Below are 21973 nucleotides of genomic sequence, written 5' to 3'. Positions count from 1 at the left end.
CCTCTCCCCTTTTTACTCTTTAATCAAAGCTTACTTTCACACTAATATCTACTGCTTTCACCGAATGGGTTAAAAATCCTAATGAAATATAATCCACTCCACACTCTCGATAGGAAGCAAGATTTTCTAATGTAATTCCACCAGATGCTTCTGTCGTTACAGTTTCTGGAACATGTGTAATCCACTCCACAATTTCTTCAGGCTTTCGATTGTCAAACATAATTACATCAGCGCCAGCAGCTAGAGCTTCAAACATTTGTTCCTTTGTTTCCGTTTCAACTTCTACCTTAACCATATGACCAATTGACTGTTTAACCGCTTTTACAGCATTAGCGATCGAACCGGCGAAAGCAATATGATTATCTTTAATCAACACCGCATCATACAATCCGAAGCGATGATTATGCCCTCCGCCAACTGTTACCGCATATTTTTCTAACATCCTTAACCCTGGTGTCGTTTTTCGCGTATCACTTATTTTGGTGTAGCCACTATTTAAAGTTTCTACTGCTTCACATGTTTTTGTGGCGATACCACTCATTCTTTGGACAAGATTTAAAATAACACGCTCCCCTTTTAATAAATCACGAATCTTTCCTCTTACCGTAGCCAATTTTTGACCTACTTCCATTCGGTCTCCATCATGGATACGCATTGTGACTTCTGTTGCCGGATTCAAAACTTGGAATCCTACCTGAATAATCTCTTCCCCACAAAAAATTCCATTATCCTTCGATAAAATCACGATTTCTCCTTGCTGCTCTTTGGGAAAAATCGCATCTGTCGTCACATCACGTTCACCGATATCTTCCATAAAAAATGCTTCCAGCAGTTTCTGCAATTTTAATTGGTTCATTTTGATTCTCCTTTGTTTGTTCACGATTCATGAAGATCTTTTTTTTCATCCATTCATTCTTTTCCATAGGATAATCAGAACGAAAGTGGCCCCCTCTGCTTTCTTTTCTTTCCAATGCAGATTTGGTAATTAGAAAAGCTGTTAAAAGCATAAAATACTTTTCTATCTCCTCGACTGACTTATTTTCTAAAGAGATCTGTTCCAGATTGGTTATTCTGAAACCTTCAAGCCATTCAAGATGCATCCGTAAGTGGATTCCATTACGGACAATGCCTACATACTCCATCATTCGATCTTGAATCTCTGCTTTTTCTGGCAAAATCGGAAAGAAATTCTCATTTTTTTCTTCGTTTTTCCATTGAATCGTTTCCGTTTTTATTCTTTGCTTTTTATGAAGAAGTGTCGCAAGGTTTTTCCCCATATATAAACCCTCTAAGAGAGAATTGCTTGCTAAACGGTTCGCTCCATGAAAACCTGTGCAAGCTGCTTCACCAATTGCATAAAGATTATCGATATTTGTTCTTCCATGCAGGTCTATATCAATTCCCCCCATTAAAAAATGACTGCCTGGCGCAACTGGGAGCAGACCTTTCTGCAAATCAATGCCTGCTTTTAGACACATATTTGTAATTGTAGGAAATCTCTCTTGAAAATTTGCAATCATGGAAATATCTAAATAGACTGGTTCCCCTTTCGATAAATACTGATAAATTGTTTGGGAGACGATATGCCGTGGAGCTAAGTCTTTATAAGGATGGACATGTTCCATCACGTACTCTCCAAAAGCTGTAACTAGTCTTGCACCCTCTCCTCTGACAGCTTCTGAAATCAGTCCAATCGTTTTTCCGTTAACATAAAGCAGGGTAGGATGAAATTGTATAAACTCCATATCGCTAATATTTGCCCCTGCTAAATAAGCAAGCGCAATTCCATCTCCCGTAATGGTGGAAGCACTACTCGTATAGGTGTAAAGATTTCCACACCCACCTGTTGCAATAACAGTATGAGCGCTATAAAATTCTGTTCGTGTTCCATCTGAAAATATGCCTTTTGCGCCAAAGCATTGTTTAGTATTAGTATTTACCATTAATTCATAGACGAAAACATTTTCGATGATTTTGATATTATTAGTCTTTGTTTCCACTAAATACTGCATCAACTGTTTTCCAGTAGTATCACCGCCACTGTGTACTACTCTGTTTTCCGAATGAGCACCTTCCATTCCTAATGCAAGATTTCCTGACATATCCTCATCAAATTTGCATCCCCCCTGCCGCAATTCATTTATTAAGATGGGTGCTGCGTTTGTAATTTTCGTTACTACTTCAGGATTATTGTGAAAGCGTCCAGCTTCAAATGTATCAAGTGCGTGCTTTCTATAATCATCTGAATCTCCCATGCTTGCAGCAATTCCACCTTGAGCTAAATAAGAATTGCTGCTTTCTATTTTAGATTTTGTGAGAATTATCACATTGAAATCTGTTGAAAGTTTTTTAGCTAGCTGCAAGCTAGCGATTCCACTACCAATAATCAATACATCGGTGTCCATTTTTCACCATCCTATTTTACAGGTGTCTTGACACTTATATTTACATAGTTTTAAAATTAAGGCAAGGGTTTTTTATGGATAGATTTTTAGCTTATTAATCTGGTTCCCGTAAACAACTGATTTTTTTGGAGGAATTTTTGATGAAATATTTTGATTATGCAGCAACTACTTCTTTAGATTCCGATGCTGCTTCTACTTATGTCGAAGTTGCTTGTAAATACTTTGGAAATTCGAACAGTCTTCATGATATGGGAGATACAGCTACTAGAATCGTCGAGAATTGCCGTGAAGAATGGGGAAGATTAATAAACGTAGATAAAAAAGGCATTTACTTTACAAGCGGTGGTACAGAAAGTAATTTTCTTATTTTGCAAAGCTTACTTAAGGGGACAAAAAAGGAAGGAAAACACCTTATTACATCAATAGCAGAGCATGCTTCAATTCACGGTACGATGCATGTCTTAGCAGACAAAGGCTATGAAATTACGTATTTGCCATTATCAGAAACTGGCTTAATCGATACTCGGTTACTAGAAGAAACAATTCGTCCTGACACCGTGCTTGTTTCTATCCAACATGTGAATTCTGAAATTGGTACAATCCAACCAATAAAAGAAATCGGAGCGATTTGTAAAAAGCATCATGTTCTTTTTCATAGTGATATGGTGCAAAGTATTGGAAAAATAGAGGTTAAAAAAGTAACCCCCTATGTCGATGCATTATCCCTTTCGAGTCATAAATTTTATGGACCCAAAGGTGTCGGTCTTGCCTATATTAATCCAAATGTTCCTTGGATTCCAATCGTATTAAATGGTAGCCACGAAAATGGCTTTCGCTCTGGTACAGTTAACACAGCTGGGATTGCAAGTATGACCGTCGCTGCCCAAAAGGCATGCTCTACAATTTCGGAGAACGAAACGAAGCATTCTAAGTTCCGAAGGTTATTTACAGAGATGCTTCCGAAAGAAACCGTTACTGTTTTTGAATGTACGGATCAATATCCAGGAATTATCGGATTACGAGTTAAAGGGATAGAAGGTCAATGGCTTATGCTTGAATGTAATCGTCGTGGATTTGCCATCTCCACAGGCAGTGCGTGCCAAGTCGGAAAACAAGCCCCTTCCAAAACCATGAAGGCGTTAGGATTGGCTGATCAAGAGGCAAAAGAGTTTGTTCGGATATCGATGGGCAAAGACAATATGGAAGAAGATGTAAGAGATTTAGCCAATACGATTAAACAGCTTGCACTAAACAGTTCACTTCCTAAGTAAACCATTTTACTCGTATAAATTGTGTATCTATTATGGAAACATCTATTATAGCCTACTCACTTTAACCTATTTTCGTTTCTTTAACATTTTGTTTAATTCTTACATAGAAATGGCGCAACTATGAAATATTAATATAAAATCAAAAAATAAAATTGTATTTGATATATGCACTTGTTGGAGGAGCTTTTATGAAGAAGATCAGTCATGATGTAGAACTAACCACAGCTGAAATAGCGAACCTTTGGACTCAATACATAAATGATTCTTTATCCATATGTATTCTTACCCATTCAATTGAAAAAGCAAAAGACGAAGACATTAAAGAAGTACTCTACTTTTCCCTTAGCATTGCTGAAACCCATATCACTAAAATTACTGATTTCTTTACTCAAGAGAACCTTCCCATTCCCAAAGGTTTTTCAGTGGAGGAAGATGTTAATTTAAATGCTCCTTCTATCTTTACAGACGCTTTTATTATAGCGTATTTACATATTATGACCTTACTAGGATTGACTGGATATGCAGGTGCCGTTTCTACATCATCAAGAGCTGACCAGTTAGATTACTTTATCCAATGTAACAAGGAAACGATGGAGTTACATAAACGGATCGTTTCCATCATGCTAAATAAAGGATTCTATAGTAAAACTGCTAGAATTAATACACCAGAGCAAGTCAAATTTGTCGATAACCAAAGTTATTTAGCTGGATGGTTTGGGAAAAAACGACCATTAAACGCTATTGAAATAAGCGGTATGAGCTTTAACATGAAAAAAGACGTAGTAAAAACAGTTTTAGAATTAGGCTTTGCTCAGGTTTGCCAAACAAAAGATATTCAAAAATATTTTGAAAGAGGCAAAAAAATTTGTTTGAACCACTTCACTACTTTTAATACTATCCTTACAAAGGAAGACTTATCTTCTCCAAAAACATGGGTGTCGGAGGTAACAAATTCCACCGTTTCTCCTTTTTCTGATAAATTAATGTTATACCATATCGTTACATTGGTTTCTTCTGCAGTTGGCTATTATGGTGCTGGCTTATCTGTTTCTCAAAGAAGAGATATTGCGGCAGAATATACAAAATTCATGGCTGAAGTAGGTTTATACGCTGAAGATGGATGTGAGTTATTAATAAAGTATGGATGGCTAGAGCAACCTCCTTTAGCTGATAACAGGCAGACTTTAGCAAATAATAAGGAATAATTCTTATTACTAAATTTACTATTTAGGGAAAAAGTATATGGAGCATTGTCTTCTAGACTTTGCTCTACTTTTAGAATCCATTTGAAGATTGCTCTTTATTTCATTTCGCTCATGTTTACTTACTCATTTTCAAATCCTGTCTTTCTATTAATTGTAGAAATTTATTCTTTGTTTCTGGATGATAAGTTATGATTTCCCCATTATATATAACAGTAAATACGCCAAAAGGTGTCGGAGACAGATGTTGTACCATTTCATTATCGTTCATTTCAAGGACAGTTACTTTTAAGCCATGCTCATCTGCTGCAGCTTGCAAATTATCAACAGCATCTTGCGTGAACGGACATTGGTCTGACTTGAACACCGTAATCCCATTATCATATTCGTTTGCTATCAGCGACCAATCGATAAAGCTAGGTTTCCGATCATTTTGAAAAGCATAAGCCATTAATTCAAAATCCCCTCTTTTATCCACTTGATTAAAACCCTTTTTTTCAAAGAGAGTTTTGTCTGGTAACCAGCTTTTCTTACTGGTGACTATTGCAACACCATCCAAATGTAATTCTCTCGCATCCTTTATACATTCCTCTAAAAGCTTGCTCCCATAACCTTTTCCTTTGCTCTTGCCAACGATCCAGAAGCAGTGAATCACCATATATTTCTTGGCATTTATCGCTCGCCATGTAAATTCACTGGGAATATACTCAATAAAACCTCTTTGTTTACCGTCTTCTAAAAGGATTTTTACTTTTAACCCTTCTTTAAACCGTTTCTTCATCCACGCTAGTTTATTTTGATACCCTTTTGATTTCGGTTTGCTTCTCATACAAAAAAATCCGTATTCATCCACGTTTTCAGCATTTACATTCAAGATTTCAAACATCGTCTCTCCTCCTTATCTTTTAAATGGAATGTTCATCAACTATATACATTCTCCTACAGATTTAATGCTTCTCTATTGATAACAGCCGAACCACTTTATCTCTCCACCCTCCTTGCTATAGTTTCATTTTCAGCCCTTCATGTGTTGCTTGAAAGCCTAATCGTTCATAAAAACGCATGGCATCTGGTCTTTGTTTGTCAGTCGTAAGCTGAATCAAATGACAGCCTCTTTCTTTAGCACGCTCGATTGCCCAGTTAATTAGTTGAGTACCTACCCCTTTTCCTCTTACAGAAGAAACAGTTCTTACCCCTTCAATAGTCGCTCGCCATCCTCCTTGATGGGTAATATATGGAGAAAAAGTAATTTGTTGAACACCAACTACTTCATTTCCAAAGCAAGCTACCACTAATTCATTATTGGGATCTTCTGCAATAGCTTGAAACGCTTGCAGGTAACTGGCAGGAAGCGGCTGTTCATAGCGCTCTCGCTTACTACCTAACATATCATCAGCAAGCATAGCTACAATTTGATCTAAATCTTGTAATGTCGCTAACCTAAACTCTAATGACACTGTCATTTTTAATTCCTCCTTTAGTAAAAATTATTTTGATAATTCTCAAATGTTCTTCCATTCGTTTGAAAAGCTAATAGATCTAACGACAATTTTATTGATGGCGGTAATTTACTTTTCAGCTCCTATTTTAGATTAAAGCCATTCTGCAAACCAAGCCACATAATAAGCTGCAGGCAAAAAGATTATTTGCGCTACTATCGTGCCGATAAATTTAGAGCTAACCATTGTTAATGAGTAGCTTTTCAAATAAATATAGTCCGTTTGTTTTTTCATGACGCGATCAGCTAACACAGACGCCTTTGGATCAATAAATAAGGTCAGAATGATGGTGGCAATCCCGTTTATTACCCCTGAGGACATTAAAGCTGCCTGAGAAACTTTTGCTGGAACTAACATGGAAGCATATATGGAGGATATGACACCCGTCGTAAATATAGCTGAAATAATGACATTTAATACAAATAAACGCTTTGGAACTGTGTTTAAGGTAATTCCTTTAAAATAGGATAATCGCGGTAATTTAAGACATTTTAGAAGCTTGTTTAGGTTGTTCTTCTTGAATAATTTAGAAAAAAGAGCTAGCATGGACCCTCTTTCATTTGCTAATTGGACAATTGCTCGTGAAAAGATATTTATAAATGTTGGAAACAACAGGATACCAATTAATACCCCCATTGATGTTACTCCTATTAAAATTCGATATTGCGCCGCAATAAAAGTTAATTTGTCTGCCCCTTTGGGAACTTCTGCTATCAATTTTGCTGTTAATGGCTGTTGAAACATAGTAGAAAATCGCGAAACAATAACCATCGTGCTAAATAACGATATTGCAGTAGCTATTAACTTAACTCTCGTACCAGATATTCTCGTTGAATAGGCTAATGTTTCTATCATTGTAATCACTAACAGTAAAATAGATATGATGATGACCTTTGATGTTATTAATTCCATAAAAACTCCTTTAATTTTTCTTCTAGCTACATTATAACTCTTTTTTTGGAATTAACTAGAAATATTTGCTGAAGTTGATTTTACATTAAGTAGATGTTGTTAAAGTAATAAAAGGACACCGTAATAAGTGTCCTTTTTCGTTTATATGTATTTATTTTAAAGGCTATTTTGCTGTAACTTTACGATATATAATATAATTCGCCGTGTTCAAAATATTGTCACAGAAAGGAGAACGGCAGTCGCAACCACTACCCCACCTGATGTGTCCATCATTGCACTCCAATCCTCCATTTTTACAAGATAATAGCTATAGAAAATCTGAAAAGAGATAGAAATCGCACAAGCACCCATGCTAAGAAAACAAATCATTAGCCCATTTCTCTGAACTTTCTTTTTATCTCTCATTAAGTTTGTAGCCGGCAATATCCAAGCAATTAAACCAAGCACCAGGCTCCCAATATTCAGTAACCCCATCCTATTTTAATGCCTCCTATTATATACATTCCACATTTAATAGCCCTAGAAGTATATTCCCTTATTTTAGTATAAAGCTAGCTATTTATCATAGAACTTAATTACTTCCTTATCTAGTATCATTTTTTAACCATTTAAACCATCGTCCATGTCCGTCTGTTTCTGCAATGCTATTTTCACTCTTCTTACCGGCCATATAATAATCTAAGTGTAAGTATCTATCTTGAATATTATTATAAAGATGAAATACTTCTCTGTGCTTCCCAATTTCTTCCACACCTTGTAACAGAAGCTCCTTCCCTTCTCTTGGTATTTGATTCGCTACATGGGTATGAAAGATGCAAATAGCACTGCCCTCTGGAATAGTTTCGGCATAATATGGCAGCAAGCTTACTCCATCACCGCTCACTACGTTCAAAGCACCTTCTCTTCTGTAATCTGCCGCTTTTTCAAATAAGAATAATCTCTCTCTATGTTCTGGCCATATCAATGCTTTTAGCCATAATTCTTCGTCTTTGTCATGTAAATCTATCGTATGTAAATCAAAACCAATCCTTATCGTAACAGGAGGAGAAGTTTTCAATAAGAATGGCATATTTTCTCCTATTACAGTCGCAGTAATTGGCAGTTCTGACTCTGAATTTCCATACCATTCTTTACCGTATGAATAGGCATACTTATCCCATTGAAGCTGAAAGCCTGCGCTAGTGCCTATTTCGATTAACGCTAGCGGTTTCTTAGCTAGATTATATATCATGCAAAAAGCAGGATAAAGGTAAGAACATCTTCTCACCTCATTCGTTTGAACTAACTTCGTTTGGAGAATCCATGCAATCTCCTTTTGATATTTGAGGCAGAAATCTTTAAAAATAGGAAACGAAGCCTTAGCTGTTTTGGGATTCTCTGTGATACTAGGGTAATAATCTTTTAGCGAGTGATTGGTCCCCTTTAACAGAAGGTAGTGAACGGCACCAAATAATAGATTAGGGACAGGCTGCCCAACTCTAGCACATTTAGCAATATTAAGAAGCGTTTTATCCATTGCAATTTGTTTAGACAAAAGTGCGTAGAGGACGCTTGATCCCTTACATTCCTTTTCTGCAAAGGTTAAAAATGTTTGAGACAGCATTTCATTAGTACGCATTCTCCTAATCATCCCCTCATATGAATTGGTAATCTATCCTGTTTAATGCTGTATGTGCAAAAATGCTTTAAAAATTTCTCTACTTATTATATGCAGTTCGGCCTGATCCTCTTCTTTTTTGGCTGATAATTTCGGTGTTTGGCTGATTCTCCTCTAATTTTGGCTGATAATTTCCTTGTTTGGCTGATTCCCACCTTACTTTGGCTGATAATTTCCTAGTTCGGCTGATTTCCCTCTTACTTTGGCTGATAATTTCGTAGTTTGGCTGATTTCCCTCTTACTTTGGCTGATAATTTCGCAGTTTGGCTGATTTCCCTCTTACTTTGGCTGATAATTTCCTAGTTTGGCTGATTCCCACTATACTTTGGCTGATAATTTCCTAGTTTGGCTGATTTCCCTCTTACTTTGGCTGATAATTTCGTAATTTGGCTGATTCCCACCTTACTTTGGCTGATAATTTCGCAGTTTGGCTGATTCCCACTATACTTTGGCTGATAATTTCCTAGTTTGGCTGATTCCCACCTTACTTTGGCTGATAATTTCGCAGTTTGGCTGATTCCCACCTTACTTTGGCTGATAATTTCGTAGTTTGGCTGATTCCCACTATACTTTGGCTGATAATTTCGCAGTTTGGCTGATTTCCCTCTTACTTTGGCTGATAATTTCCTAGTTTGGCTGATTCCCACTATACTTTGGCTGATAATTTCCTAGTTTGGCTGATTTCCCTCTTACTTTGGCTGATAATTTCGTAATTTGGCTGATTCCCACCTTACTTTGGCTGATAATTTCGCAGTTTAGCTGATTTCCCTCTTATTTTGGCTAATAAATTCGTTATTCAGCTGATTCCCTTCATATTATGGCTGATATTATATACTTCTCTATTTAATTGAGAGCCTATTAATTTATCCACCATAACTCCCCATTATAATTTCAACTCCAAATATCTAGGCTTCTCATATTAAATAGAATAAAGCATAGTAGACTCCATTTAAAAAGATTTATTGATATTCAACTTCTTTATTACTCGTATTGCTCGTTCCCCAAAGAGCTGAATAATTAAATTAGACTTAACACTTAGACAAAAATAAATACTTATTCCCACAACCATACAAACAATCACTATAATACATGCGTCTACCTTAGCTTGAGCTGATAAAAATAAAGTTAATAGCATATAGGTAAATAGTGTTCCAATAAACATAGCGAGTGTAAAGAATCCGATTTGCAGTACTCTTTTGATAACTAATCTTAAAGAATAGCCAGCAAACTTTTTTATCACATAAAAATTAATTATAATTGCCATTAAATACCCAATACTAGTAGCTATTACTGCCCCACTGGTTGCAAAAATTTTGATAAGTGGTATGTTCAGACATAATTTCACCATTAAACCTAACAGCAAACTTATAATAGTATATTTTTGCTTATTTATTCCTTGAAGAACCGCTGCTGTAATAGAGAAAAGGGAAAATAGAATAGCTACCGGAGCATATATTCTTAATATGTCCGTACCAAGTTCTTTATGATGATAAAATACGGTATAGATCGGTTCGGCAAGCAGCGAAAGACCTACAACAGCAGGTAATGTAAAGAATAGAACAATCTGAATTGTTTGATTCACTTGTTGAACTAAACTGACATGATCTTTTTCTGTGTATGCCTTCGTAATGGCAGGAACTAGCGTTAACGAAAAAGCAGTTGCTAAAGAGACTGGAATAATGACAAGTTTATGAGTATTTAAAGTCAAAACACCAAATGCAGTTACTACTTGATCTTTTAAGCCAATAGATTCCATTGCACCTTTGAAAGTAAGTTCATCAATAAACTGGAATAATGGATTTGCAAGCCCTACAAAAATAAAAGGGATTGCATATACGATAATCTCTTTATATGTTTCCTTAAGTGAAACATCAATGACTCCTTTATCTTCTAAAAGAAGCTTATCAAGATGGGGTTTTCTTTTATACCAATACCATAATAAGACTACTAAACTTCCAACTGCACCAATAAATGCCGCAAAAGTTGCTACACTGACCGCAGTAACCAAACTTCCTTTTAAGAGATTTAGTATGATATAAGCACCAGAAAGCATAAAAATAACTCGTACAATCTGCTCAACTACTTGAGAAACTGCCGAAGGTCCCATTGATTGATGCCCTTGAAAAAAACCTCTAATTAAACTCATAAATGGAACTATGACTAAAGCAAAGCTAACCGCACGAATAACAGTCGTCCCATCTTGAACACTTACATCGGCGTTATCAGGTATGCTAGCTGCTGCTAAAATGGGCGCAAAGAGATATAAAATAACAAATGCAACAATTCCAGTACAACTCATCATAATAAGCCCAGATTTAAATAGTTTTCTCCCTACTGCATACTCCTCTAGAGAATTATATTTAGAAACAAACTTTGCCACTGCTAATGGCAAGCCAGCAGTGGCTATACTGATAAAAATAGAATAAGGGATATAAGCCATCGAGTATAAAGCATTTCCTTTTTCCCCTACTATATGATAAAAAGGAATAACATAGAGCATACCAAGAACTTTTGAGATAATTGTTCCTAGCGTTAAAAGAAATGTTCCTCTTAGAAGTTTTGATGATTCCATTAAATCCATCCTTTTAATTATCTTTTCAAATAACCATTAAAATTAAGCCAGCAATAATTTTTATTTTTCTGAAATTCCATTTGCCAGCAACAAAAAATATGTCCAAATGGTTATTGGAATCAACAAAATAATATTAGATAAAATACTAAAAATTTTTATGTTTTTATTTTTAGATTGTACACCTATAATAAGTGAAACTAGTAGGCCTAAGTCTATTAATAAATATAAGGATATTGGTATCCACAGAGTTAAATTAGACCCCCTTACAAAAAGAAAAACTGCAATTGAGGCTAAGAATAAGAATAATGTTAAAATAATGGATATAAATTCTTTCTTATTTTTTTGATTCAAGTTTTCCCCTCCTTTATTAATAGATTATAAAATACTTGTTGAAAAAAGACCAATATATGGTAATAAAATATTATGCAAATTAAATAAGATATAGAGCCTTTAAAAAGTGATGGAATTAATCGCCCCTAGAAGGATTCCTCTTGGTGCTGTAATAACTATGAAGTAAAAAATGTCTTGAAGATTGAGCTTAATAAATGTTTCGTTTTTTATCCTATCATATTACCTGCAGGATATAATTTTTCGATTGTCTTACGAAAACTGTTTATAACTTCTCTCCCAAATGCTAAAATATGGTAACAACTATGTAGTGCTTTCAACAAATATCCGGCATGATGCTGAGTTAATAAAATTAGCAGATTAATAAGTAAACCTTTTACATCCTCATACATAACAAGAGATTACCTTATTGCATTTGAAGGGAGTATATATGAAGAAATGGACTAGAAAGTTATTAAATACCTCTAGGGGAAAATTTGAAATTTTTATTAAAGGGCAAGGTGAACCTCTTTGTATAACCCACCATTATGCAGAATTTAATGAGACAGGAGATTATTTTGCAGAATCCTTTGTCGATACGCATAAAGTATTTCTAATTAATCTCAGAGAAGCTGGTAGCTCCGATAAGGCTACTCAACCATATGAACTAGGGTTACTAGAGTCTATCTTCGACTTAGAAGCAATACGGGAAGCATTAGGATTTAAAAAATGGAACTTGGCAGGACATTCCACTGGGGTATTCTAGGAGTTATTTATGGGATATATTACTCTAACAGTTTGAACAAACTTGTTTTAGTAGGAGCTGCTGCAAGAGAATATATGACATTTTCTCCTGACTGTATATACAATGATAAACACCCATCTTTTAAGAAAATGCAAGATTTGATAGAAAAGCTAAAACGATCTGATTTAACAATTACAGAAAAGATGAGAATTACGAAAGAACGAACAAAGTTATCCTTATATACTCCTGAAAACTACGAAGAGTATTTTTCCCTTCCTATTCAAAAGAAAATATCCTCGATTAGACTGAACTATTTTAGCCGGGAAGTGCAACTTTTTGATGTTACTAGGAAGCTTAAATTGATTTCAACTCCAACATTAATCATTTGTGGAAAATTCGATGTTCAATGCCCTCTTTCCTATTCGCTTGAAATGAATGAGTGCATTCCTCATTCAAAATTATTGATATTTAATCAAAGCAATCATTATCCGTTTCTAGAAGAAGCTTCACGATTTAAGGATGAAATAGATGCATTTATGGGGGAAATTTCATGCAATTAAAGAAGATAGATATTGATATGATCGCTCACTCATTGCTTACTTCTCTGATAACCGCTATTTGCATTAGTACGATTTACCTTATTAATTCCTCTTATTTTAGTTTGTTGGGAATACTAATATTTAGTTTTATTTTCTTTTGCTTTTATCTGGTTATTGCGTCGCCGCTGCAAATTTTGCTAAATCAAAGACCAAAGAAATTTAGCATTTTCTACCTCGCGATCTATAATGTTTTTTCTGGTGTTGTCACATGGATTGTTGCCATGTTTTTGATATGGAAGATCCTTTCCATTCTTCCATCTTTTATTTTGTGTGCATCTCTTTTTTGGAAAGTTGATTCTCTGTTACTTCAGAAAAAAGCGGAATAAATATTGAAATCTGCTGTGAGAAATTAGGAGGAAACGTATGAAAAACTCATTACAAATAATAGCAGAAGCTTCTTATTCATTAAATTTTTTGGTTTATGTTCAAAATATCTTTCTCAACCAAAATGATAATAAGGATAATTGGAAATTCCCCTATCCGCTAACAACTTGCGAGTTTCGAAAGGATTTTTTATTACAGTATCGCGACTTATGGACTAAGGTAACGAAAAGTATTTCTGAGAATAGAGATATTGACCAGGATATTTTCTATAATGAAAAACACTTATTTTATCATGAATTGTGTGATGTTAATGTCGATAATCTAACTGCTTTTGATCAAATATATGATTCCTTTTTCACTTGGTGGACTAGTCTAGCAGGTGGATTTTCCATTGAAAGAGCTATGGGCGAAACAATAGAGCATATCTATCATGATATTTCAACTATACTATTAGAAGAAAAAATCATCCCCAAAAAACCATTACATATTAACTTTATTTATGATAATTCTATAATAGAAGATTTAACCTCTTTTTCCTATTTCGCTGTATTATCAATAAATGATTGTATACTTCATTATAAAGAGGCCGTTGCTCGAATTAAGATTTGTGTAGATTAATTAGCTTCTATAATGGATTCAAAGTTATTTTTCATTTATAGAAGCCATAACTTAATAACAACCTACCTACTTGTTCCCAGTCCTTCACTTTCGTTATTCGTTCGTGCTTACACATTTGATTGTATGGCTTATCAAGTAGCAATACATCTATTCCACTATTTGCAATAGATAGTGCATGGGTAGGGTTGTCTTCAATAAATAGAGTAACATTATGAATGAAAGCACATTCAGGCTTACCATTTATATATTCTGAAGCGCATACTATATCATCTATGGGCAACTTATTTTTAACTATCCAAAGTTCCGCTGAATTCATCCACGCTTTAGGCCTCCCCGTCATGATTGATAGTTTTGAAGTTTTGCTTAGTTCACTAAGTACATCAATTAAAAATGGATATGGTTTAGCTGAATGCAGTTCCTTTTGGTTGATTGTAAAAAAATCTACAAATGCTTCAAAGGAATATCCATATAAATCCGAAACTCCGTACTCTACCATTTCTTCGTAATCCCAATTTTTGTTATGTATTTTATTTAAAAGTTTTACAATCGATTTTCTCATATCAACAAGTGTATCATCAAAATCTATTCCAATATGGTTCATATAGCCCCTCACATTTTATTTACTCTTAAAAGATTATAGAGCACCAGTATATTTGTTTTATTTTGGGCTCTAAATCCCGAAAAACTGTGGCACTTTTACTCCCCAGTCAAACAAGATTGCCATTATCGTACATACAAAAAACACCACAATGCAAAGGTTTACAATTAATTTTCCAATTCGGTTGTCGTTTTTATCTTTACTTTTCTGTTTTACTCTTTCTCTATATAGTTCTTGGACCATTTTCTGTTTTTGTAATTTCTCTTCTTTATCTCGCTTCATCCCTTATTCCACTCCTTTTTCAAATCCTTTCTTTTATACGCTTCTCGACTTAAAATATCATTCCATTTAGCATCGTTCTATTTTTACATTAACTTTTCTATAATGAAAGGCAATTCTCCTAAATCATCTACAATATAATCTGCTTCGGCATTTCTCCAATGCAAATCCTTCTTCCAAATCCCTTTCATCCCTACTTTTTTCGCAGCAAGCACATCATTTTCTGGATGGTCTCCGACAAATATAGCTTCATTTGGCTGCACATTCAGTATGTTTAAAGCTTTATTAAATATCCTAGGATCCGGCTTTTTTATTCCTTCCCATTCGGAAACCAATATGACATCAAAATATTTTTCAATCTGCAAAGACTTCATATTATCCATTTGAAATTGTCCAAACCCATTGGTTATCATTCCTAAAAGAAGATTCTGGCTTTTTAATCCCTCCAACATCTTCTTAAGATTGGGAAAAGCCATGCAGTGATTTTTAAATTGGCTAAGATAATCTTGTAAGAGCTCTTCCCATGTTATCTCCTTAAGCTCGAATTCAGCTGCTAATTGTTGATATACCTTATCCTTCCAAACATAGCCGCGTTGATCCAATTCAATAAATCTCTTGGTATATGTATCTTTGGGAATATGGCCAAGCTCTATATTCAATCTATCATATTGACAATCCACAAACATTTCTATTGATGCATCTCTATTCAATAAGGTACCATCTAAATCAAATATAATCGCTTTAATCATGGTTAATTGTCGATCCCTCTCCCTAATGTTAAAATTTTTTCTCTGTTTCTAAATTCATTTTTTTTAAACGATTCTCCTTTTTAATTACATTATTTGTTAAAATAAAGAAAGTGAAGAGAATTGGAGGAAGACAACATGCTTAAAAGAAAAGTAGTATCAGTTATTCTGACTTTATTTTTATCCACTTTTGTATTTACTGTTTTTCTTCCACTAGACTCATTTTTTACTCAACCGGTTATTCAAGATGTTGATTTAAAAGAAGATCTTATAAGCTATACTCTTTTTTTCAGCTTAGGTTTACTTCTATATGGGCTTCCGATCTCCATCTTAATAGAGAAAATAACAAGCAAACTTCCTCAAGGCAGGCTTGCATTCAGCTTTATATTATATGTTTTCTTTGGTTTTCTACCTTTCTTTTTTCTTTGGATTTTCACTATCTACTCCTTAAGTATATCTATTATGTTCTTTCTTATAGATGAATCCATAAGGCGATTTAGGCAAGAAAAAGATCGTATCATAAACAATGTTTATTGACTTTTTAATTGTCGGTAAGTCTTATTAAAGGAGGAGCAAACATTTGAAGAAAAAAGCGCTTATTATCTTTACTACCGTGACTTGGCTAATCATACTATGTCCTTTTGCTATATTAGGATATATCAACTATCAAAAACATTCATTAAAAAATGACGTATATGCATATCTTTTAGAAAAATATCAAGAAGATGACATACTAGAAATTGATACTACCTTGACAAAAGCAAGCTATCACTTTACCACGTTTGTGACTTTTAGAGATGAACCGGACCAAAAATATGAATATATACGAGTTGATAAGGAAATTAGACAAGCTTCCCCCAATCCTAATGAAGAGGAGGAACATTTATATAAACACCTTGATTTTAACAAATAAATTAGTTAAAATACAAATTTTCCCATCTCCTACACTGTTTTGCTGGAGAATGTTTTGTATTAGAGTAAAAGGGATTAGTTCGATATGTAACTTCTATTATTGATAATGTTCGTTGTATTTTCCTTCTTCATAAATTTCTCTTGCGCCAAGAGCTGTCCATTCTTGGGGTGTGAAATCTGGATGTAAATCTAAATAGGATCTCATCATTTGATAACCGACATTGTAACCATAATTATAAGGCAGTCCATTCCCGCCCGATATTATTTCTGCTGCCCTGTAGGGATCTTCTTGGAATAAATCTGGTTCAATTTGATTCCAATCATCCTTATTAAAATTGTAATTAACAGTAGTTAGAGTAATATCTGGATATACAAGCTTTTCAAACATTACTGCTTTTCCTTCAAGAATTAAGTTATCCAATACGGTATGAGAGTGAGAATTATTAAAGTACTTTTCCGTCCACACACTATGATGATATTCGTGAGCAATTCCTGCTTTAAGAGTTTCCTCATTAAAAAATTCATTGTATAATACACTGATTTTTCCTGCTCCCTCTGTAAACATTAAAGTTGTACTCTTAGTTGCCTCTGTAGGATAAATACATATATTCGTTTTTTGATTTGATGGTATATAATTAGAAGATTTTATTAAACTTTCCTCAATGGCTGAATTTATAGCCTTCACATCCATTGTTTGAATGATATTATTAACTTCTTCTCTATTTTCTGGTGCTTTAACAGTCTCTGTGAAATACTCTGCATCCTGATAACATGCCTCATAAATAGGATTAATTACTTCCTCTTCAAACACCTGACTTTCTGACATATTTACATCTTTTTTCATCCTTTTCTCGAAGTTCTCATATAGTTTATATACGTGAATTATATTGTACGCTTGACCAGTTTCAGAATGTTGGAATGAGTATGTAAGTCCTTCTTTTACCTTTTCTTCTTGTTCTACTACCTCATTTTGTTGACATGATGATAAGAAGAATATTGTAAATATCAAAAGATAGTATTTGATTCCCCGCAAAGTTATCCCTTACCTCCCATAGATTTTTCATTATTTGCACGTTCTAATTACATAAAAGTTCCCGAACATTCTAATAATTCTTTATATGAAAATAGAAGAAAATTTTTAAAATCCTCCTCTATTCATCTTAGAAAGAATATGTTACCAATACAGTTAGATACTTATATAATAGTAGAACTATTTGTCCAAAGTAAACTCGAATTCAAGACCAGTTGGCTTTCTTTTGAGAGGCTCATTGTATTCCTTAAATATTAATATAATGTTTGACATATTATCAGGCAAGGGCGGTGTTACAATGAATTCGAATGATATATGCCCACCGGAAGCTCCACCATGATCGTTTCGACAGTCGTAAACAATATTGGTGCCATTGATGGAAAGTTCTATAAATATAAAATGGTGCATATCTCCAGGCTTCTCTTCGGAGACGTCCTTATCAATATTCAAGTGAACCACGCTGGCATTTTCATATTGACGAATAAATGGTACTGAATAGAAAACATTATTATCTTCATACGATTTTAAAACTGGTTTATTTTTCAGAAATCCTTTAGGTACTTCTATTGGTTTATATATATCCTCTCTTAGTAAATGGCTAAAAACATCATTTAAAAACTCCCCATTCAAATTATATTTTTTAGACCAAATAGCTATATGCTGCGAAGTTGGATCTCCAGGATCACTTGATATTATTTTTCTTTGACTTATTAATTCACATATTTTTTCATCAATTGACTCCACACGTTTATCATAATAGTTACCATACGATTCAAGTGTCATTTTGTACTCTCCTATACTCACGTTTTCATTTCCAATATAACACATTATACGAAATATTTTAAATTGGATAACAAATCACTTAAAGTGTAAATTTTATTAGTCTTTCATTCTTTTTTATTTTTTTGTGAGCAAATAAATAACCGTATTATCTTACCTTTTATCAAAACTTTTCTCCTTCCATCTAAATCCTCACTAATTTCAGTAAAATAATTTAAAACGCCCGCTTACATAGACAAATTTTAACAGATAATAAAACTAAAAAAGCTAGGAAATTTTTAAAATTTTCCTAGCTATCATGTTATTATTGTTGCGTTGCTTTATTCTCTTCCCAGTACAACCTGCTATAAATCTCTGCAAACGCCTCAATACTGCGGTTTATTTCTTCATTATTATTATCCACTCCCCCTACTTCTAACAATAATGCTCTTTTAGAAAAATTTTGATTGTAAACCCCATTCCCCGTATCGGCTCCTTTTAAGAAAACTCCTCTAGATATACCAGGATACTTCCTAGTTAATTCCTTATGGATCTTAACTGCAAATTTTTGGTTTTCTTCGTAGTTTTTATGTTCTTTGCCTATTACAAAGTAGAGTTTGGCGTACCTTTTATCATTTATAGATGCTGTTGTATGCTTTTTTCCTGCTGCATCGCGGTGTATATCTATTAAATATCCAAGTTTGTTGTTATTGCTTAGGGCCGTTTCAACTACTTCTTTTGATACAGTATAGGAATAAGTATAATTCCACTTTCGATCCAATATTAATTGATTAATGTTTGTTTTATCTAATTCAACACCGATTCCTTCTTGCTCGAGTAATTTAGTCAACTTTGCACTTACTCCAACCACATTGGCTCTTTCATCCGCACTTATAACATTGGGGTTGTTAGCAGTGTCTTTTAACAATGGGCGATATGCCTCATAATTATGTGAATTGTAAATAAATATTGTCTTATTCTTTGGTTTCCCAGCTACCTTTTTATTTTCATCTTTGTTTGGCTGTTCCTTCTGCTCTTCTTCCTTAACTTTTTCTTCATCGACCACTAATGGATTTTCTAGCATATCCTTTGAGGGAGTTGATTCAAATGGTAGATTAGCAAGAGTTGTCCCTTCCTCAGCCACGACAATTTCTGTATGAAAGTTCGCCAATGTAGGTAGTTCGCGACCAAGCAAAGTCCTTATATCATCAAGTCGCACATTAGCTGATAGTTGTAAAAAAAGAGTTGAAACTGTATGCTCACTAGCATTAGAGGGGGGAAATGAATGATTCGAGATATGAAAAAATCCAGAAAATAATTCAGTGGAGTTAACTGGCTTTAATAAATCCATCATATTATTTGAAGTTAATTTCAATGAGAAAACTGATGTTGTAGTAACTGCTATACAGACAAACATTACAATAATCCCCATAATACTAATATTTATGTAATATATTAAGCTATGAGACTTGGATATTTTCATCTTCCATCCCCCTTTCAAGTATATATGTATGTTTTTGTAACGGAAGTTATTCTATTCATCTATTGAATAGATATATACAATCTTTAAGGTTTTACTCACAATACTATGCTATCCAAGATAAACAGTAGCGATTTGTTCTCTAAATCAGTATTTTTATACCAATATATAAACAAAAAAACCTCCAATAGGAGATCTTAAACTTTTACTTCATACTCTATTTCACCTTATGAGAAATCATAACAACTTCTGTCTTTATATCAACCGGCTTAGACATATCATCTATACGTTCATTCCAAAACTCAATATGCTATTTATCAATCAAATGCTCTGATTGTTCTACTTCTTGTTCACCTTCCCCTTGGATAGAATACCAGTAGAGATATTCTTCTCCATTTAGAGTTTCTCTAAAAATAGTTTCGAGAAACATTTTTTCTATTTTTAGCGAAAGAAATCTTAATAACCATCCTAATGTTTTGAATAGGAGACACTGTGATTGATTGTTTTACTATTAATATTTAGAAAAATAATAATACTAATTTCCTAATAAATTCTAAGTTTTACCTTATTTAGATAACTTTCTTTTTGAGCTTAGTTATTTACTTCATAAAAACAAAAGCCATTAATCATCGCATTTCAACAATGATTAATGGCTTCCTAATAGAATACTTAGTGATGTACTAAAAATGAATAATTAAATCAGGTATTATTTCTATACAATAGGAAAAGTAACAGTAACTTCTGTTCCGTTTCCTTCCTTACTCTTAAAATGAATGGTTCCATCATACTTTTCGATAATATTATAGCAAATCATTAATCCAAGCCCTGTTCCTTTCGCTTTTAAAGAATAGAAAGGTGTTCCAATCTGCTCTAATTGTTCTTCGTTCATTCCTGTACCCTTATCGATAATCACAATTTTTAATATGTCTAATTCTCCTATTAATTTTACATGAATTGTATCACCAGGCTGGGAGGCTTCAATCGCATTTTTCAATAAATTTACGAATAATTGTTTAAATTCCATGATATTACATTGAATCTTATAGTCCGTTTCACTTTCTAATTCAATATGTATCGTATCATTCATTGCATATGAATTCAGTAAGTCCATCACAGTATGCAGAGCTAGTTTGACTGAAATAATCTCCGTCTTCGTTTCGCTTGGTTTTGCTAATGATAAAAAATCAGTAATAACCGTTTCGGCTGCTTCTAGCTCATCTAACATTAGCTTATATTGTTTTTTTATATGTTCTGGTATTTCCTTATCCTTTTCATGAAGCTGGATAAATCCTTTTACTACCGTAATAGGATTACGAATTTCATGTGCAACAGCTGCCGCAAGCTGCCCTGTTGTCCTCAGCTTTTCAGCTTGCTTAACTTGAACATAATATAGCTCTTGATCTTTCATTCTTTTTGAAAGAGCAGGAAAAGAAACAGCAGCAAAAGCTGTGTCCCCAAGAAATTAGTGATAACTCCTATAAAATCCAAATAGCTATAACTATGTATGCCAGGGGATTTATTCATCATCAAATAAATAATTACGCATAACATAATAGTAATATTCCCTAACAATGTGATATAAAATAATCTAATATGTAAAAACAAGACAGGAATAACTGGTATAAAACAAATCAGCAATATCAAAGCAAATCTGTCAGGAAACCGTAAATACATAAAGAAAAAATAGGCAGACATCAAAAATATAATCGTTGCTCTAAAATTTAATGTATCTTTTTTGGGAAAAATGACTAGTAGAATAGAAATACTTACAACGAATAAAAATTGCAAGATTAAAGACATCGAAATAATTCGATTATCCTCTATGTAAACTATCACTATCCCTGCGCTCATTAATATGATGAATAAGCCAATAATCATACGATAAAGCTTTATACTAGGTAAAAATTCATTGTCTATCATTAAAACAGTCCTCACATTTATATTAAATCGTAGGTTATTTAAAAATGGTACATCATAATCATAACTGAAGTTTTTATAGTATACAATTTGTAATCTTTATTCACTAAGCCGTTCAATT

24 protein-coding genes and 2 pseudogenes are annotated in these 21973 nt (G+C 33.7%); 7 read left to right on the top strand and 19 right to left on the bottom strand.

Annotated elements, in window-relative coordinates:
* Window positions 1-19: 19 nt before the first annotated feature.
* Both nadC and nadB read right to left on the bottom strand, forming a co-directional pair.
* The gene (gene nadC, locus C2I06_RS05290) at window positions 20-856 is read right to left on the bottom strand and encodes a carboxylating nicotinate-nucleotide diphosphorylase (RefSeq protein ID WP_123257616.1); all 837 of its coding nucleotides are present in this window, start codon (window positions 854-856) and stop codon (window positions 20-22) included.
* Entirely contained in the window at window positions 798-2405 is a 1608-nt protein-coding gene (gene nadB / locus C2I06_RS05285; protein ID WP_123257615.1) for an L-aspartate oxidase, read from the bottom strand. Before nadB ends, nadC begins: the two co-directional genes overlap by 59 nt.
* Window positions 2406-2545: 140 nt before the next feature.
* Between nadB and C2I06_RS05280 the strand changes: the two genes are divergently transcribed.
* Both C2I06_RS05280 and C2I06_RS05275 read left to right on the top strand, forming a co-directional pair.
* Complete coding sequence (locus C2I06_RS05280; RefSeq protein WP_095328462.1) at window positions 2546-3676, top strand: IscS subfamily cysteine desulfurase; 1131 nt, start codon at window positions 2546-2548, stop codon at window positions 3674-3676.
* A gap of 188 nt (window positions 3677-3864) precedes the next feature.
* Window positions 3865-4881 (top strand): DUF3231 family protein, encoded by a 1017-nt coding sequence (locus tag C2I06_RS05275; protein ID WP_095328461.1) that lies wholly within the window; start codon window positions 3865-3867, stop codon window positions 4879-4881.
* Window positions 4882-4996: 115 nt separating this feature from the next.
* Here C2I06_RS05275 and C2I06_RS05270 read toward each other — a convergent pair whose 3' ends face one another.
* The 8 genes from C2I06_RS05270 to C2I06_RS05235 all read right to left on the bottom strand — a co-directional run bounded on the left by C2I06_RS05270 (window position 4997) and on the right by C2I06_RS05235 (window position 11869).
* Complete coding sequence (locus C2I06_RS05270) at window positions 4997-5764, bottom strand: GNAT family N-acetyltransferase (protein WP_123257614.1); 768 nt, start codon at window positions 5762-5764, stop codon at window positions 4997-4999.
* Window positions 5765-5879: 115 nt separating this feature from the next.
* On the bottom strand, window positions 5880-6341 hold the full coding sequence (locus tag C2I06_RS05265; protein WP_123257613.1) for a GNAT family N-acetyltransferase: 462 nt from the start codon (window positions 6339-6341) through the stop codon (window positions 5880-5882).
* 129 nt (window positions 6342-6470) lie between these two features.
* Window positions 6471-7289, bottom strand: coding sequence for a lipid II flippase family protein (locus C2I06_RS05260; RefSeq protein WP_095328458.1), 819 nt, complete (start codon window positions 7287-7289; stop codon window positions 6471-6473).
* A gap of 207 nt (window positions 7290-7496) precedes the next feature.
* A complete protein-coding gene (locus C2I06_RS05255; RefSeq protein WP_206427986.1) occupies window positions 7497-7763 on the bottom strand; it encodes a hypothetical protein in 267 nt (88 codons plus the stop codon).
* A gap of 109 nt (window positions 7764-7872) precedes the next feature.
* Complete coding sequence (locus C2I06_RS05250; RefSeq protein ID WP_123257612.1) at window positions 7873-8907, bottom strand: DUF2332 domain-containing protein; 1035 nt, start codon at window positions 8905-8907, stop codon at window positions 7873-7875.
* Window positions 8908-9245: 338 nt separating this feature from the next.
* Window positions 9246-9593 carry a hypothetical protein gene (locus tag C2I06_RS05245; protein WP_123257611.1) on the bottom strand — a complete coding sequence of 116 codons (348 nt, stop codon included), beginning with the start codon at window positions 9591-9593 and terminating at the stop codon, window positions 9246-9248.
* Between the two features lie 302 nt (window positions 9594-9895).
* On the bottom strand, window positions 9896-11518 hold the full coding sequence (locus C2I06_RS05240) for a putative polysaccharide biosynthesis protein (protein WP_123257610.1): 1623 nt from the start codon (window positions 11516-11518) through the stop codon (window positions 9896-9898).
* 60 nt (window positions 11519-11578) lie between these two features.
* Entirely contained in the window at window positions 11579-11869 is a 291-nt protein-coding gene (locus C2I06_RS05235) for a hypothetical protein (RefSeq protein ID WP_095328450.1), read from the bottom strand.
* 427 nt (window positions 11870-12296) lie between these two features.
* On the opposite strand from C2I06_RS05235, the pseudogene C2I06_RS05225 reads away from it, so the two are divergent.
* From C2I06_RS05225 to C2I06_RS05215, 3 genes and pseudogenes are all read left to right on the top strand, one after another.
* A pseudogene (locus tag C2I06_RS05225) lies at window positions 12297-13150 on the top strand (alpha/beta fold hydrolase).
* Window positions 13141-13515 (top strand): UPF0715 family protein, encoded by a 375-nt coding sequence (locus C2I06_RS26010; protein WP_123257608.1) that lies wholly within the window; start codon window positions 13141-13143, stop codon window positions 13513-13515. Before C2I06_RS05225 ends, C2I06_RS26010 begins: the two are co-directional and overlap by 10 nt.
* 37 nt (window positions 13516-13552) lie before the next feature.
* Window positions 13553-14131: a hypothetical protein gene (locus tag C2I06_RS05215; RefSeq protein ID WP_123257607.1), complete on the top strand. Its 579-nt coding sequence runs from the start codon at window positions 13553-13555 to the stop codon at window positions 14129-14131.
* Between the two features lie 31 nt (window positions 14132-14162).
* Here the strand turns inward: C2I06_RS05215 and C2I06_RS05210 are convergent, their stop codons facing one another.
* The 3 genes from C2I06_RS05210 to C2I06_RS05200 all read right to left on the bottom strand — a co-directional run bounded on the left by C2I06_RS05210 (window position 14163) and on the right by C2I06_RS05200 (window position 15757).
* On the bottom strand, window positions 14163-14732 hold the full coding sequence (locus C2I06_RS05210) for an HAD hydrolase-like protein (protein ID WP_095328446.1): 570 nt from the start codon (window positions 14730-14732) through the stop codon (window positions 14163-14165).
* A 69-nt stretch (window positions 14733-14801) separates the two neighbouring features.
* On the bottom strand, window positions 14802-15011 hold the full coding sequence (locus C2I06_RS05205; RefSeq protein ID WP_095328445.1) for a hypothetical protein: 210 nt from the start codon (window positions 15009-15011) through the stop codon (window positions 14802-14804).
* A gap of 83 nt (window positions 15012-15094) precedes the next feature.
* A complete protein-coding gene (locus C2I06_RS05200; protein WP_095328444.1) occupies window positions 15095-15757 on the bottom strand; it encodes an HAD family hydrolase in 663 nt (220 codons plus the stop codon).
* A 135-nt stretch (window positions 15758-15892) separates the two neighbouring features.
* Between C2I06_RS05200 and C2I06_RS05195 the strand changes: the two genes are divergently transcribed.
* Both C2I06_RS05195 and C2I06_RS05190 read left to right on the top strand, forming a co-directional pair.
* On the top strand, window positions 15893-16291 hold the full coding sequence (locus C2I06_RS05195; protein ID WP_123257606.1) for a hypothetical protein: 399 nt from the start codon (window positions 15893-15895) through the stop codon (window positions 16289-16291).
* A gap of 43 nt (window positions 16292-16334) precedes the next feature.
* The gene (locus tag C2I06_RS05190; protein WP_123257605.1) at window positions 16335-16667 is read left to right on the top strand and encodes a DUF3139 domain-containing protein; all 333 of its coding nucleotides are present in this window, start codon (window positions 16335-16337) and stop codon (window positions 16665-16667) included.
* A gap of 96 nt (window positions 16668-16763) precedes the next feature.
* Here C2I06_RS05190 and C2I06_RS05185 read toward each other — a convergent pair whose 3' ends face one another.
* The 6 genes and pseudogenes from C2I06_RS05185 to C2I06_RS05160 all read right to left on the bottom strand — a co-directional run bounded on the left by C2I06_RS05185 (window position 16764) and on the right by C2I06_RS05160 (window position 21855).
* Window positions 16764-17699: a DUF2268 domain-containing putative Zn-dependent protease gene (locus tag C2I06_RS05185; protein WP_123257604.1), complete on the bottom strand. Its 936-nt coding sequence runs from the start codon at window positions 17697-17699 to the stop codon at window positions 16764-16766.
* Between the two features lie 177 nt (window positions 17700-17876).
* Window positions 17877-18479 (bottom strand): hypothetical protein, encoded by a 603-nt coding sequence (locus C2I06_RS05180; RefSeq protein WP_123257603.1) that lies wholly within the window; start codon window positions 18477-18479, stop codon window positions 17877-17879.
* Between the two features lie 301 nt (window positions 18480-18780).
* A complete protein-coding gene (gene spoIIP, locus C2I06_RS05175; RefSeq protein WP_123257602.1) occupies window positions 18781-19938 on the bottom strand; it encodes a stage II sporulation protein P in 1158 nt (385 codons plus the stop codon).
* Between the two features lie 214 nt (window positions 19939-20152).
* Window positions 20153-20374: pseudogene (locus C2I06_RS25455) on the bottom strand (DUF6176 family protein).
* 273 nt (window positions 20375-20647) lie between these two features.
* The gene (locus C2I06_RS05165) at window positions 20648-21343 is read right to left on the bottom strand and encodes a sensor histidine kinase (protein WP_123257601.1); all 696 of its coding nucleotides are present in this window, start codon (window positions 21341-21343) and stop codon (window positions 20648-20650) included.
* Window positions 21340-21855 carry a hypothetical protein gene (locus tag C2I06_RS05160; RefSeq protein ID WP_123257600.1) on the bottom strand — a complete coding sequence of 172 codons (516 nt, stop codon included), beginning with the start codon at window positions 21853-21855 and terminating at the stop codon, window positions 21340-21342. Before C2I06_RS05160 ends, C2I06_RS05165 begins: the two co-directional genes overlap by 4 nt.
* Window positions 21856-21973: the final 118 nt, after the last annotated feature.

Origin of the sequence: Niallia circulans (assembly GCF_003726095.1) — a bacterium.
Lineage (GTDB): Bacteria > Bacillota > Bacilli > Bacillales > Cytobacillaceae > Niallia > Niallia circulans_A.
Note: the sequence above shows the minus strand (reverse complement) of the source record. Positions and strands in the feature narration are given on the sequence as shown.

Excerpts from the sequence above, each read along its gene's own strand:
- nadC (WP_123257616.1), bottom strand. The coding sequence starts at position 856 with ATGAACCAATTAAAATTGCAGAAACTGCTGGAAGCATTTTTTATGGAA.
- nadB (WP_123257615.1), bottom strand. The coding sequence starts at position 2,405 with ATGGACACCGATGTATTGATTATTGGTAGTGGAATCGCTAGCTTGCAG.
- C2I06_RS05280 (WP_095328462.1), top strand. The coding sequence starts at position 2,546 with ATGAAATATTTTGATTATGCAGCAACTACTTCTTTAGATTCCGATGCT.
- C2I06_RS05275 (WP_095328461.1), top strand. The coding sequence starts at position 3,865 with ATGAAGAAGATCAGTCATGATGTAGAACTAACCACAGCTGAAATAGCG.
- C2I06_RS05270 (WP_123257614.1), bottom strand. The coding sequence starts at position 5,764 with ATGTTTGAAATCTTGAATGTAAATGCTGAAAACGTGGATGAATACGGA.
- C2I06_RS05265 (WP_123257613.1), bottom strand. The coding sequence starts at position 6,341 with ATGACAGTGTCATTAGAGTTTAGGTTAGCGACATTACAAGATTTAGAT.
- C2I06_RS05260 (WP_095328458.1), bottom strand. The coding sequence starts at position 7,289 with ATGGAATTAATAACATCAAAGGTCATCATCATATCTATTTTACTGTTA.
- C2I06_RS05255 (WP_206427986.1), bottom strand. The coding sequence starts at position 7,763 with ATGGGGTTACTGAATATTGGGAGCCTGGTGCTTGGTTTAATTGCTTGG.
- C2I06_RS05250 (WP_123257612.1), bottom strand. The coding sequence starts at position 8,907 with ATGCGTACTAATGAAATGCTGTCTCAAACATTTTTAACCTTTGCAGAA.
- C2I06_RS05240 (WP_123257610.1), bottom strand. The coding sequence starts at position 11,518 with ATGGAATCATCAAAACTTCTAAGAGGAACATTTCTTTTAACGCTAGGA.
- C2I06_RS26010 (WP_123257608.1), top strand. The coding sequence starts at position 13,141 with ATGCAATTAAAGAAGATAGATATTGATATGATCGCTCACTCATTGCTT.
- C2I06_RS05215 (WP_123257607.1), top strand. The coding sequence starts at position 13,553 with ATGAAAAACTCATTACAAATAATAGCAGAAGCTTCTTATTCATTAAAT.
- C2I06_RS05210 (WP_095328446.1), bottom strand. The coding sequence starts at position 14,732 with ATGAACCATATTGGAATAGATTTTGATGATACACTTGTTGATATGAGA.
- C2I06_RS05205 (WP_095328445.1), bottom strand. The coding sequence starts at position 15,011 with ATGAAGCGAGATAAAGAAGAGAAATTACAAAAACAGAAAATGGTCCAA.
- C2I06_RS05200 (WP_095328444.1), bottom strand. The coding sequence starts at position 15,757 with ATGATTAAAGCGATTATATTTGATTTAGATGGTACCTTATTGAATAGA.
- C2I06_RS05195 (WP_123257606.1), top strand. The coding sequence starts at position 15,893 with ATGCTTAAAAGAAAAGTAGTATCAGTTATTCTGACTTTATTTTTATCC.
- C2I06_RS05180 (WP_123257603.1), bottom strand. The coding sequence starts at position 18,479 with ATGACACTTGAATCGTATGGTAACTATTATGATAAACGTGTGGAGTCA.
- spoIIP (WP_123257602.1), bottom strand. The coding sequence starts at position 19,938 with ATGAAAATATCCAAGTCTCATAGCTTAATATATTACATAAATATTAGT.
- C2I06_RS05165 (WP_123257601.1), bottom strand. The coding sequence starts at position 21,343 with ATGAAAGATCAAGAGCTATATTATGTTCAAGTTAAGCAAGCTGAAAAG.
- C2I06_RS05160 (WP_123257600.1), bottom strand. The coding sequence starts at position 21,855 with ATGATAGACAATGAATTTTTACCTAGTATAAAGCTTTATCGTATGATT.